Genomic DNA, 12,506 nt, shown 5'->3' on the forward strand with positions numbered 1-12,506 from the left:
AATGCCTTTTCGAGTGTTGATAGAGCAAAGTTTGGCAGCAATAGGGCCATTAGGGTGTACGCCTTTGGTTTTGCCAAGGCAGTATGCACAAATCACTCGACCAGAACTTGATGGTGAATTGGTGATGGATACCCAATTTATGGCAGTTGCTGATAAAGGAGAGCTGCGTTGGGTGCATATTTATGCACCTAAAATCAACGTACTGACCTTGTTTTTTTTTCCAAATCCGCAATGGCAGCTGCCGGTTTACTGTATGGAGCAAGTAATTTTTGGCAACCAGCCGATTATTGCAATGTTGGATGCTGTGTGTTTGGCATCAATGGCTTGCCATGAAAAAATTGACGGATGGTTGCAAAAAGCGCATCAAGCGAATCCGCAATTACAGCAGGCGCAAGATACGCCTGAATGGTTCGAGCAATGCCGCTCTGGTCAGGATTTTTTTATTCGTCCGGAAAATGACCATTATCGGCAAATGATTAGCCACTTACATTTAAGGTTTTTGGAGTCCTTAAGTAATTGGCTGGTAGCCGCCGAAGCCTTTGATGGCAAACTCACAGGGCAACATCGCCATGCTTTGCAGGCTTATAAAAACCACCATCGAATCCATGCGCCCGGGCTTAAACTGATGAACCGTAGTTTTGGCGAGCAATGGACAGATACTTATATGAATTTCCTTTTTAAGTGATTTTATGACCGATACCAAAAAAACATCAAAACCTGTAGACGTTGAAGCAGGCAAAAGCTATGCCTGGTGCCGATGTGGTTTAAGCCAAGCTTCGCCATTGTGTGATGGTTCTCATCAAGCCAGTCCGTCAGTGATACAACCTTTAATATTTATTGCAGAAGCAACGGATAAGATTTTTTTATGCAGCTGCCTTCGCTCAGAAGCGGCGCCGTATTGTGATGGAATCAATTGCGATTAATTCAGGCATACAAGTTGCTTAGCTTGTTATGTCATCAATGTAATTGCCGGTTGTGCTGATCTATTGTTCTGTGCAGTTCATGCCGGACTAGGCCTCTTAATAATATTGGCCTGCATTTTTTTATTTGAATAAAGCTTTATATTCTTAAGGGGAAGGATCATGGGTACATTTCGTTTAGCTATTTTAGGAGGTTCTTCTGCATCTGATGAAACCGCCCTGGCAATAAGGAATGCCGTTAGCCTAGCTGTTAGTGCAGTCGGTGAGCAATGGGCAATTTGCGACGCAGGCAAAGCAAATTTGATAATGATGTGGATTGATTCCGAAAAAGATGAGCAGCAGTTTGCTCTGCTGCAGCAAAAAATCCCTCAAGATAGATTGATTACCCTCAGTAGCCATGACTTATCCGCCAGCCTCTGGCATTTGGCGTTAAATAAAATAGGCCAACCCATCAATATGTTGAGTTTGACCAATTTGCTGAGCCGCGTGCAAGCCCGCTTTGAGCAGATTGAAGCCAACAGCTATCCAGTTTTTTTTGATCCTAGCGAATACCTTTGTGGTTTCATTGAAAGCGCAGTGGCTGATGGTGTTGCGCGTATTTGTAAGTTTGCTGGTTGCCCTGATCTTTATCTTTTACCTAAAGAAAACTCCTTTTATATCTCAGGATACATACAACAGTTGTTGCCAATGGCTTTGGCTAAGCAAACCGAGCTGCAAGTTCAACATGTCAGTGAGCAACAAATACTTGAAACAGTCAGTTATGTGAAATTCACGTCCAGGCTATCCAGTTACCTAAGTTTGGATGAGGATAATTTTTTTCAAGATATTCAAGTCAAAAAATATAAACGTTATGCGATTAACGAACTGGTTTGGTTTTCGGTTTTAATAGCCTCACAGGGTCGATTATTGCCAAACCGATCATTAACAACGCCTGTTTTGCTTAATCAGTTGCCAGAATATTTGCGCTTGGAGTACTACAGCAAAGAGCTTAAGCCACTAGCGGACTGTATGGTGGCAAATGCCTTAAGCATTTCCGAGGTTGCTAAAAAAACCGAGCGCTCTCTGTATGAGACTATTGGCTTTTACAACGCTTGCTCTGCTTTGAATTTGATCAAAGAAGGCGAAGAAGCGCAGCAAGTGATTGAGAAAAATCTGCAATCACGGAGAGATTTGGAGGCCTTATTTAACCCCATTGGCAAGGCATTGAAAGGGCGGGTAAAAATAGTTATTGCGGGCAGTGTCGGGTCAGGAAAAACCACCGCAATTTGTACGCTTAGTGATTTTTCGCCAATCAGCACCGAAACCCGCCCTAGTGATAATGTTACACGCAAAAAAGCCACCACTACTGTGGCAATGGATTACGGTGAAATGCGTTTACATAAAGATTTAAAGATATTTCTTTATGGCACGCCCGGGCAAAAACGCTTCGATTTTATGGGGCAAATGCTTTGTGACAGCGCTTGGGGCATGCTATTGCTGATAGATAATTCCGATCCGGAGCCTTTTGCAGAGCTGGATTACTACCTCAACTTGTATAAAGCATTTTTACCCAAGTTGCGCGTTGCCATCGGTATTACCCATATGGACTCAACACCCTCGCCGAGTATTGGGCAATACCAATGTTACTTACAAGAGCGGGGTGTTAAATATCAGGTTATGGCGGTAGATGCGCGTAGCAGTACCAGTTTGGTTGGACTGATGGGGGGTATGCTATCCGCACAGCAAGATCAGCTGGCAATGACCGCATAACGGGGCAATTGAGTGCTTTGTTGTTAAAAAGCTGAAAAATACCGAAAAATACGCTGTGATAGTCGCTTTTTAATGTGCGTTCTATGTTAGAATCCCAGCCAGACAGTAGGTAATGCTGCAAAGCCGTGTTCCTTTTGGACACGGCTTTTTTGTTGGCCTTTGTCTAATCAAACATATAATTAACGTTGAGGTTATTAAAAAATGCAAGCAATTAAAAAAACCGTAATTTCATTGGCTATGGCTATCTCAATGACAGCCATTTCATCCGTTGCTTTTGCCGAGCCAGATGGTGAAGCGAAAGTAAGAGCGGCTGCTGAAACTACGGTTGCTAAAATCGAAGAAGCCGTTAGCATGGCAGAAAAAGGTGCCAGCAAAGAAGAAATGGTTAAAATTATTAACGAAGCTCGCCAAATTCAAAAAGAGTTCCGTTATGAAATTACAGAACGTCAACGCCAAAAATCTAACGATAAGTTAAGAATTGCACGTGACGCTTTTGACGACGGCGACAAAGCGACTGCTAGCGCTAAGCTGAGCGAAGCTTTGGCTGGTTACAAAGAAATGAAAGCGATTTACGACTCAAACCACAAATAAGATTTTGATTAGGGTTCGATCATGTTTGCACGGCATGATCGAAGCTTTTGGAAAAGCTGTATCCAATCCTCAGATCAGCGCATTTTAAAGATCCATACAGGTTTAAATCTTTCAAAATGTGTTAGAATCCCCGTCCGACACATAGTTATTACATGTAAATGAAATCGCTGTGCTGCCAAGCTAACTAAAAAATTACAACACTAGAGGATTAGTGAAACTATGAAAAAAATCTTATTGTCTTTATTACTCGCTTCTTCTATGGGCGCAGTATCAACAGTTTCTTTCGCAGAAACGGATCCTGGCAGAATCGTTTACGCACCTGCGCAAGCCATTGACATGGTTGCTGGTAAAGTCCAAGTGGCTATTGATGCATTGACTCACGGCTCAGACGCTGAAGAAGTCTCTAAATTAGTTAAAGATGCTTTGGATGCCAGCAAAGAAATCAATGCTAACGATAAAGTTGATATGGCACGTTCAAGAGCCAACAACAAACTGAAATCAGCCCGTAACCACTTGAAAGACAGTGCTACACAAGAAGCTGAACAAGAATTAAGAAATGCTCAAAAAGCATTCCTTGATTTGAAAGCGATGTTGTAAGAATTGCTTTTCCCTTCTCCTGCCAAGAAGCTGTTCCAGCTGTCTTGGTAGGGGTTTCAAGCTCTGCCTTAATTCCCCAACCCTCGCCAAACAGCTGTTAACTTCCCATGCGGATCCCTTCGCAGCTGATTATCCTATTAGTTAGCCGTCTTACCTTGATTTGACAAGCTAGCAGACTCATTCTTAATAAACTTCTCTTTCAATCGGTCAAACGCTGAAGCTAGGGTTTTGTCCATCACGGTCTCGTTGCCAATGGAAACGATCACGCGAGTCAGCTCGGGCATTTTATTTTTGGTAGCGGCGAGATAAATTGGTTGTACATAAAGCACCGCACTGCCCATTGGCAAGATAATCATCCTGCCCATTTCCACTACTGAGCCTTGCTGTCCCCATAATGTAAACTGTGCAGAAATTTCTGGTACTTGCTGGGTTAGTGCTTCAATTTGTGCTGGGCCATTGACTTGTACGTCTTTACCAAACTTATATACGGTGATATTCGGGTGGTAACTTCCACCACATTGGTTGCCATCTAATGTGCCTGCAACGCCGATCATGCTTAAGTTGGTACGGTTGATAGGTGTCATCGGGTCGATAAGCACAAACTCTTCTTGGTCATTACAGTTGCCAAAATCCATGGTTTGGTAATAAGGCATCACGGTCTGTTCGCGAACATTGGCAAATTGCCAAGTTTCTGCTTGTTCGTAGAACAATTCGGGGCTTTGTTGATGGTATTTTGCATACATTTTCATCTGCTGATAGTACAAGTCGCGTGGATAACGCAAATGTTCTTTTATATCAGTTGGCATGTCGTCGATTTTTTTAAACAAGCTAGGATAAGCTTTACTATAAGCGTTAATTAGCACGTCCGAGTTGTCGGCGACATAAAAATCGACATCACCGTCAAAGGCGTCTACGACAATTTTGACCGAATTGCGGATGTAGTTGAAACGGTGTTCGCCATCCAAGAATTTATCTTCCGAAGGCTTTGCTGCAGGGTATTTGTCGGACAAGGTGTAAGCGTCTTGCAGCCAATAAAAACGATCTTTGGTCATTACCAAATACGGGTCTTTGTCCAAATGCAGGAACGGGACTACATGGGTGATGCGGTCGGTAATGTTGCGGCGGATTTTTACCTTGCTTTCGGTAGAAATGTTGCTGGAGAAAAAGATTTTTTCGTCATTTAAGTAAATGGCCAGCAAAGCCTTACGGAAATAAGAAGGAATGGGGATGCCGCCTTCGCCGTGGTAGGCTTCATTAAAGCTTGGGTCAGAACCGGCAATGCCGACAATATCCAGTTTGTTGGGTACAATCGCGTAATCCAAATCTTCCTGTCCGTAGTAAATGTCAGGATGATTGATGCTAAAACCCGCTTCGGAAGACATATTTAAATCGCGCAAATACCACGCTTGTGGTTTGTCGGCATCTTGCGCGGCGGGTGTGACCACTGCGCCGTAGCCATGCGTGTAGCGTAAGTGTTTGTTTTCCCAGTTCTGCGCTTCCGGCGGCATTTTGGCGATATTCACTTCGCGCGCGGAAATATTGACTTGGCGCAGATGGTTGAGCGCGAAATAGCGGTCTTCATCTACCGTCAAGAATTTGTAATAAGGGCGGATTTCTTGCAGTTGCCGGTAGCTGTCGATAATAAACTCACGATCCCAAACCGGAATGTTTTCAAAACGTTTTTGCGTACCCCAGGTCTCAATGTCTTTCGCGGCATCTAAGCGAATCGTCATGTCCACCGTTTTCACATTGTTAAGCTTGTAAGCGTTCAGTGTGGCTTCGATGTTGTGTTGGATAAATGGTTTTTCGGTTTTGACCGGGTTGGGGTTAACCACGTAGCGTTGCAGCAACTCAGGGATGGCGTTGATTTCTTCTAAGCCCAGCACGGCAAAAAAGGCCATTGCGGATAACAAGAAGGGTGTTTTGGCATGGCGCATTTCCGAGAAGACAAAGCACACGGCACTGATTGACGCCACCAAAAATGTCGCGATTGCCAGCCAAATCAACAAGACTTGATAGCGGATTTCGACAAAACCTGGTCCGTAAAAAATGGGTTCGTGGCTATTGGTATAGAGCAAGGTATAGCGCTGTAACATAAAGCCCCAAACCACAAAGCCAAATACGAAGGCGATCAATACCGTCAGGTGAATTTTTGCGCCGATCGGAAAGTTTTTACGTTGATGCGGCACCACCGTATGTTCCACCCAATACAAAAACGCCACCATACAGAAAATGAGTGCGGCTGTACCGAGCAGCTCTTTTTGGATCAGCAAATAAGTGGGGTAAGACAGCATGTAAAAGCTGACATCATTGCCGAATATCGAATCGGCAACGCCTGAATTGTCGCCGAAGAAAAACAGCAGTGACGTTTCCCATTGGTTATAAAAGGGTAGTGCGACAAAAATGGCCAGCAATAAGGAAACTGGGGTGTAGATTTTTGCCGAGCCCTCTATAAAAACGTTGGCAAGCCGGTGGAAGCGTTTGAGTTTATTTGGGTTTTCGCGCACTTCTTCGGGCGGGTTCAGACCCAAATAGCTTGAGGCAATCCAAAAGTGGAAAAAGAAGATGGTAAAGAACGCTAAGGTGACGCCGCCGGACAAGAAGAACTTATACAGCAGTTTCAGCCAAAAATACGCTTCAAGCTTGAGTGATTGGAACCACCATAAGTCGACAAACAGATCAAGGAAAACGAAATAAAATGCCACATATAGAATACTGGCGATGACAACCGTCGCTCCAATCAACGCGGGTAAAAACTTCAGGTTCCGCATAGTGTCCTCTTTATAGTTAGTTGTGTGGTAAACAATGCACAAGCCTTATCCGGTTAAAAGCGCGCAGATAATGCTGCTATTCTAACACTCAATAGCCATGCCGTAAGCGGTAATGGTTTGGATGTTGGTTAGGCGGGGCTATTGGCTCGGCTTTAGTGTTAAACTGGAATTTATTTCAACCCCCAATTGTGAAATTGTTTTGCCGCCTTTAAGCTTATATATCCATATCCCGTGGTGCATTAAGAAGTGTCCTTATTGTGATTTCAACTCCCATGCCATCAAAGACGGCCTGCCTGAAATGCGTTACGTTGACGCTTTGTTGGCGGATTTGGCTGAGGATATTCGCACTTATGCCATTGAGCGACCAATCCATAGTATTTTTATTGGCGGAGGGACCCCCAGTTTGTTTTCGTCTGAAGCCTTTGACCGTTTGTTGGAGGGTATCCGGCAACAAATTGCTTGGGTTGATAGCGTGGAGATAACGCTGGAAGCCAATCCCGGCACGTTTGAAAGCCAAAAGTTTGCCGAATTTAGGGCTTTGGGAATCAACCGTTTATCAATTGGTATCCAAAGTTTTGATGAGGCAATGCTCGCCAAGCTGGGGCGTGTGCATTCCGCTAAAGAAGCGGTACGTGCTGCCGAAATTGCCCATCAAGTGGGGTTTGATAATTTCAATTTGGATTTGATGTTCGGCTTGCCAGAGGCTGCGTTTGATCTCAGTGCAAAAGATGTGCAAACGGCGATTGCCCTAAAGCCTGCGCACATTTCCTTCTACCAGTTAACTTTGGAGCCCAATACTTATTTTCACCGTTTCCCCCCCAAATTGCCGGACGATGAAAGTATTTTCGCGGTACAGCAGCATTGCCAGCAATTGCTTGCCGAAGCGGGCTACCGGCAATATGAAATTTCCGCGTACAGCCAAGCGGGCTTCCGATGTCGGCACAATTTGAACTATTGGCAATTCGGTGACTATTTGGGTATTGGTGCGGGAGCGCATGGAAAGGTTTCTGGAGCTTCAGGACAAATTACCCGTACCGTCAAAGCCAAAAATCCTGAACAATACTTAAGTTTGCGCCCACCGATCATCAGTACCCAAGCGATTATGACGGAAGATTTGCCACTGGAGTTTCTGATGAACCATTTGCGTTTGCGGGAAGGTTTTTTGCCGGAGACTTTTCAGGCCAGCACGGGATTGCCGGTCTCGGCTTTAGAGCCAGGCCTGTCTGCCTGCTTAATCGAGGGTCTGTTGGTGTTGGAGAATGGGCGTTATGCTTGCAGCGCAAAAGGCTGGCTGTTTTTGGATAGTATTTTAGAAAAATTTATGCCGTAATCGCATACGGCATCAGAAAAATAACATTTTTTTAATGGCGAATGACTTACAATAGATTCCCAAAAAATCATAGGGCAAGGCCATGCTGGATTATCAAAAAGACTTCATTCATTTCGCGCTTGATTGCGGGGTGCTCAAGTTCGGTGAGTTTGAGCTAAAATCAGGACGCATCAGCCCTTACTTTTTTAATACAGGCTTATTTAACACCGGTACCCGCCTAGGCAAATTGGGCGAGTTTTACGCACAAGCCCTGTGTCAGTCAGGTTTAAAAGTCGATATGCTTTACGGCCCTGCATATAAAGGCATACCTCTGGTGAGTACAGTGGCCATCGCCTATGCCAAGCAAAAAAATGATATACCTTATGCCTTTAACCGCAAAGAAGCCAAAGACCATGGCGAAGGCGGCCTTATCGTCGGTACGGCTTTGGCGGGTGACGTATTGATTGTTGATGATGTTATTACAGCGGGGACATCGGTTAGGGAGTCGGTCGGCATCATCCAAATGGCTAATGCTCGGCCTGCCGGCGTGTTAATTGCCTTAGACCGTCAAGAGCAGGGGCCAAATGGGATTTCGGCGGTCCAAGAAGTGCAGCAAGCTTTGGCAATGCCGGTAATTTCCATCATTACCTTGGCAAATATTATTGATTATTTGGCGGCGCATGCAGGCAGTCAATTAGATGCCGTCCAGGTCTACCGGAACCGCTACGGTGTTTAAAGTTAAATCTTTTAAATTGTAAAAATAAAGCAATTTTTGACCTAACAGTAATCAATTTATCGACTACAATTGATTACACTGAAATGTAATCGCGATACTCGACTTAGTTAAATCGAATTTTAAAAGGCTTGCTATGAGGAATCAGGAATTTAAAGAGCAAATGCAAGAATACACGCAATGGCGTGTAAGTCTTATGGAAGCCATAGAAAGTTACCTGCAATGGCGAAATCGATATGGCATGAACGATTCCCACAGCACCAACACCATTTTAAACATCCTTAACGGATTACAAAATGACCGTGTGAACTTGGCTTTTGTGGCGGAATTTTCGCGTGGTAAAACAGAGCTGATTAATGCCCTGTTTTTTGCCGAAACCGGATTGCGTTTGTTGCCCTCGTCTCCTGGGCGCACAACCATGTCGCCTACCGAGCTTTTCTATGATGAAGAAGGCGGCAGCTATATCCGTTTATTGCCAATCGAAACCCGTTTGGAAGAAACGTCATTGGCAGAGCTAAAGCAACAGCCAGAGCGTTGGAAGCATATAAAACTGGATAGAGAATCGCCTGCGCAAATGCAAGAAGCGTTTAAGCAGTTGGTTGCTTCCAAAGCCGTTCCACGCGATCTTGCCGACAAGCTTGGTTTATGGAATGAGCAAGAGGCTGCTTCTCAGGGTGTCGTCAATCCTGAAACCGTTGACATTCCTTGTTGGCGCCACGCCTTAATCAGTTTCTCGCATCCTCTTTTAGAGCAAGGTTTATCTATCATCGATACTCCTGGCTTGAATGCGCTGGGTACGGAGCCTGAACTGACGCTAAGTATGATCCCAAGCGTGCAAGCCATTATCTTTGTCTTGGCTGCGGATACGGGCGTTACTAAAAGTGATATGGAAATTTGGTTAACCCATATCAGTCGTGCCCGCACCGGCAAAAAGCAAGGCCTTGCCGTGGTCATGAACAAGATTGATACCATGTGGGATGATTTAGGTGGTATCAACGAATACGATGCATCGATCAAATCGCAAATTAGGGTTTCTGCTGAGATTTTAAAAATTGACGAAAATGCCATTTTCCCTGTTTCAGCTAAGCAAGGTTTGCTTGCTAAAGTTAAAGGCGACAAGGAGTTGCTTGAAAAAAGCCGCATTTCCACGTTAGAAAACCATCTTGCGGTGAATATTTTAAGCCAAAAGCGCGGTATTTTGATGGAAACCGTTGTGCGTGAAATTGGTTTTTTGGTTAACGAGTCGCACAGCATTGCCAGCTCTTCATTGTCGAATGCAATAGCCCAGCTTGAAGAGTTTAAAAAGGTTGATTTCCATAACCAAGATATGACCAACAAGCTGATGGCGGAAACTCGCGATCGGCAAAATGCCTACATGGGCAACATCGAAAACTTCCAATCTAGCCGCCGAGTGTTTATTGTCCAGGCAAAAATGCTTATTGAATGCTTTTCTGCTGAAAAAGTCGATATGGTGGTTTATATTGGCAGACAAGAAATGGCAAAAAGCTTGACTACATACGGCATGAAGCAAAGTATGCGGAAGATGTTTGATGACATGCGCGATTTGTTGCAAGATGCCATCGACATTACCAATGAAACCAGAAGGTTGGTAAAAGCGATCCATAAAAAGTTTAATGATGAATACGGCTTTAAAGAAATTGAACCGCATTTATTTTCCATTAAACAATATCAAATGGAATTGGAGCAGGTTTTTGACGAGGGTGAAGCCTTCCGTAATAGTGCAAAAATTACTATGACGGAACAGCATATTGTTATTAACAAGCTTAACAATACCTTGATTTCAAAGGCCAAAGATATATTGAAGCGAGCCCATAACGATGCTGTGGCTTGGAGTAATGGGGCGTTGTTGCCACTAATGCACCAAATCAAAGACCATAAAAAGCAAATTGAAGGCCGCTTGGTGATGTTAAGAAAGATCAACAATTCCAGTGGTACGGTGGCAGAGAACATTGCTTCTGTTGAAGCGGAATTAGTGCCGTTACAAAAACAGCAGGAAGAGCTTTCTCAGATCATTAAGGCGATGGAGTTTGAAGCTTATTTATCCAATAAATAAGCGGCTTTATCGTTTCCTAAAAATCAAATCCCATACCCCATGGCCTAAACGGATACCGCGCTGCTCAAATTTTGTGAGCGGGCGGTATTCGGGGCGTTCACAATAGCTTGCATCGCTACTGCTATTTAGCAAACCCGCTTCTTCCGACAATGCTGCTAACATCCACTCTGCGTAATTCTGCCAATCCGTGGCTGCATGGAAATACCCGCCTGGGATTAGCTTTTTGACCAATAGCAGGCAGAAACTGGCTTGGACAATCCTGCGTTTGTGATGTTTTTTCTTTGGCCAGGGGTCTGGGAAAAATAAATGTAGGCCGCTTAGGCTGTTATCGGCAATTTTTTGCTCCAAGATTTCTATGGCATCGTGGCAATAAATTCTGACATTGCTTAGTTCTTGCTGGTCTAGCAGCATCATTAAATGACCAACGCCTGGGCGATGCACTTCTATGCCGATGTAATCGGTTTCTGGATTGGCGGCTGCCATTTTTGCCAGGCTTTCGCCGTTGCCAAAACCAATTTCCACACACAGCGGAGCTGTTCGCCCAAATACATCGGCAAAATTATAGTTAAGCGTAGGATCAAGGCAGTAGGTTTGCCAATGGTTATCTAATGCATATTGTTGTGCTTGGGTCAGCCTGCCTTGGCGGCGGATAAAACTACGGATTTTGCGTGGAATTTCAGTTTCGAGGGGAGACATAAAGGGTTCTGTTTAGGGATAACTTTTGGGTTACCCCTAAAATAAAAGCAGTTTAAAAAGAGGCGGGTGGATTGGCGAGTCTAAAAAAACAAGCCGTCGATAGGCGATGATGCTGAGGCAAAACGTTTTCTGGGCATTCGACCAGCCAAGAAAGCTTCCCGACCCGCTTCGATACCTTTGCGCATGGCGGATGCCATCAGTATAGGGTTATTGGCTGCAGCGATTGCGGTGTTCATCAACACGCCATCACAACCCAATTCCATGGCGATGGCGGCATCAGAGGCGGTGCCTACACCGGCATCAACCAAAATCGGTACTTTGGCATTTTCGACAATGGTCAAAATATTGTACGGATTGCGGATGCCTAAGCCTGATCCGATCGGCGCCGCCAGCGGCATTACTGCGATACAGCCAATTTCTTCCAGACGCTTGGCGGCAATCGGGTCGTCGTTGGTGTAAACCATGACGTCAAAACCTTCTTTGACCAATAATTCGGCAGCAATGTACGTTTCGGCAACGTTAGGGAATAGCGTTTGTTGGTCTGCTAAAACTTCCAGTTTCACCAGTTTGTGCCCGCCGAGCAGCTCGCGGCCTAAGCGGCAGGTTCTAACCGCTTCTTCGGCGCTGTAGCAGCCGGCGGTGTTCGGCAAAATGGTGTATTTGTCGGGCGAGATAACATCTAACAGGTTGGGTTCGCCAGGGTTTTGGCCAATATTGGTGCGGCGTATTGCAACGGTTACGATTTCTGCGCCGCTGGCTTCTATTGCCAAGCGGGTTTCTGTCAGGTCCTTATATTTGCCGGTGCCGACCAGAAGGCGTGAATGGTAAGACACGCCTGCAATAACAAAAGCGTCGCTTTGGTTCTGCCCGCCGCCGATGGCATGTACAATTTCCAAGCGGTCATCTGCTTGCAAACTTTGGCTTGCATAGTCGCCATAAGGCAAGATTTCTTTGTTCAATTCGACGGCAATGCGTTTGCCTGTCAAATTCAACGCGGCGATGAGATCAGCCACTTTGCTGTTGTCAGCTAATTCATGGGCTTCGCCGTTGACATACACCATCATTT

The 12,506-nt window shown here is 44.9% G+C and carries 11 protein-coding genes; 8 read left to right on the forward strand and 3 right to left on the reverse strand.

Annotation, left to right across the window (positions count from 1 at the left end; all coding sequences use genetic code 11):
* The first annotated feature begins 1 nt into the window (after nt 1).
* The 5 genes from ACYQ1O_RS04120 (at nt 2) to ACYQ1O_RS04140 (ending at nt 3,857) form a co-directional block, all read left to right on the forward strand.
* Nucleotides 2-685: a hypothetical protein gene (locus ACYQ1O_RS04120; RefSeq protein WP_459990365.1), complete on the forward strand. Its 684-nt coding sequence runs from the start codon at nt 2-4 to the stop codon at nt 683-685.
* Nucleotides 686-689: 4 nt separating this feature from the next.
* Entirely contained in the window at nt 690-923 is a 234-nt protein-coding gene (locus ACYQ1O_RS04125) for a CDGSH iron-sulfur domain-containing protein (protein ID WP_459990366.1), read from the forward strand.
* 159 nt (nt 924-1,082) lie between these two features.
* Nucleotides 1,083-2,669 (forward strand): GTP-binding protein, encoded by a 1,587-nt coding sequence (locus tag ACYQ1O_RS04130; protein ID WP_459990367.1) that lies wholly within the window; start codon nt 1,083-1,085, stop codon nt 2,667-2,669.
* A 201-nt stretch (nt 2,670-2,870) separates the two neighbouring features.
* Complete coding sequence (locus tag ACYQ1O_RS04135) at nt 2,871-3,260, forward strand: hypothetical protein (protein ID WP_459990368.1); 390 nt, start codon at nt 2,871-2,873, stop codon at nt 3,258-3,260.
* A gap of 219 nt (nt 3,261-3,479) precedes the next feature.
* Entirely contained in the window at nt 3,480-3,857 is a 378-nt protein-coding gene (locus ACYQ1O_RS04140) for a hypothetical protein (protein ID WP_459990369.1), read from the forward strand.
* Between the two features lie 137 nt (nt 3,858-3,994).
* On the opposite strand, the gene ACYQ1O_RS04145 is transcribed toward ACYQ1O_RS04140, so the two are convergent.
* Nucleotides 3,995-6,628, reverse strand: a complete 2,634-nt coding sequence (locus tag ACYQ1O_RS04145; RefSeq protein WP_459990370.1) for a UPF0182 family protein — start codon at nt 6,626-6,628, stop codon at nt 3,995-3,997.
* 199 nt (nt 6,629-6,827) lie between these two features.
* Between ACYQ1O_RS04145 and hemW the strand changes: the two genes are divergently transcribed.
* The 3 genes from hemW to ACYQ1O_RS04160 all read left to right on the forward strand — a co-directional run bounded on the left by hemW (nt 6,828) and on the right by ACYQ1O_RS04160 (nt 10,744).
* Nucleotides 6,828-7,958, forward strand: a complete 1,131-nt coding sequence (gene hemW / locus ACYQ1O_RS04150) for a radical SAM family heme chaperone HemW (protein WP_459990634.1) — start codon at nt 6,828-6,830, stop codon at nt 7,956-7,958.
* A gap of 82 nt (nt 7,959-8,040) precedes the next feature.
* The gene (gene pyrE, locus ACYQ1O_RS04155) at nt 8,041-8,673 is read left to right on the forward strand and encodes an orotate phosphoribosyltransferase (protein ID WP_459990371.1); all 633 of its coding nucleotides are present in this window, start codon (nt 8,041-8,043) and stop codon (nt 8,671-8,673) included.
* Between the two features lie 133 nt (nt 8,674-8,806).
* Nucleotides 8,807-10,744 carry a dynamin family protein gene (locus ACYQ1O_RS04160; protein ID WP_459990372.1) on the forward strand — a complete coding sequence of 646 codons (1,938 nt, stop codon included), beginning with the start codon at nt 8,807-8,809 and terminating at the stop codon, nt 10,742-10,744.
* Between the two features lie 6 nt (nt 10,745-10,750).
* On the opposite strand, the gene trmB is transcribed toward ACYQ1O_RS04160, so the two are convergent.
* Both trmB and thiS read right to left on the reverse strand, forming a co-directional pair.
* Nucleotides 10,751-11,440: a tRNA (guanosine(46)-N7)-methyltransferase TrmB gene (gene trmB / locus ACYQ1O_RS04165; protein ID WP_459990373.1), complete on the reverse strand. Its 690-nt coding sequence runs from the start codon at nt 11,438-11,440 to the stop codon at nt 10,751-10,753.
* Nucleotides 11,441-11,520: 80 nt separating this feature from the next.
* Nucleotides 11,521-12,504 (reverse strand): sulfur carrier protein ThiS, encoded by a 984-nt coding sequence (gene thiS, locus ACYQ1O_RS04170; RefSeq protein ID WP_459990374.1) that lies wholly within the window; start codon nt 12,502-12,504, stop codon nt 11,521-11,523.
* Nucleotides 12,505-12,506 lie beyond the last annotated feature (2 nt).

Source organism: Methylosoma difficile (assembly GCF_054657615.1).

What these genes read in the sequence shown, in the direction of transcription:
- ACYQ1O_RS04120 (WP_459990365.1), top strand. Translation starts at nt 2, where the DNA reads ATGCCTTTTCGAGTGTTGATAGAGCAAAGTTTGGCAGCAATAGGGCCA.
- ACYQ1O_RS04125 (WP_459990366.1), top strand. Translation starts at nt 690, where the DNA reads ATGACCGATACCAAAAAAACATCAAAACCTGTAGACGTTGAAGCAGGC.
- ACYQ1O_RS04130 (WP_459990367.1), top strand. Translation starts at nt 1,083, where the DNA reads ATGGGTACATTTCGTTTAGCTATTTTAGGAGGTTCTTCTGCATCTGAT.
- ACYQ1O_RS04135 (WP_459990368.1), top strand. Translation starts at nt 2,871, where the DNA reads ATGCAAGCAATTAAAAAAACCGTAATTTCATTGGCTATGGCTATCTCA.
- ACYQ1O_RS04140 (WP_459990369.1), top strand. Translation starts at nt 3,480, where the DNA reads ATGAAAAAAATCTTATTGTCTTTATTACTCGCTTCTTCTATGGGCGCA.
- ACYQ1O_RS04145 (WP_459990370.1), bottom strand. Translation starts at nt 6,628, where the DNA reads ATGCGGAACCTGAAGTTTTTACCCGCGTTGATTGGAGCGACGGTTGTC.
- pyrE (WP_459990371.1), top strand. Translation starts at nt 8,041, where the DNA reads ATGCTGGATTATCAAAAAGACTTCATTCATTTCGCGCTTGATTGCGGG.
- ACYQ1O_RS04160 (WP_459990372.1), top strand. Translation starts at nt 8,807, where the DNA reads ATGAGGAATCAGGAATTTAAAGAGCAAATGCAAGAATACACGCAATGG.
- trmB (WP_459990373.1), bottom strand. Translation starts at nt 11,440, where the DNA reads ATGTCTCCCCTCGAAACTGAAATTCCACGCAAAATCCGTAGTTTTATC.
- thiS (WP_459990374.1), bottom strand. Translation starts at nt 12,504, where the DNA reads ATGATGGTGTATGTCAACGGCGAAGCCCATGAATTAGCTGACAACAGC.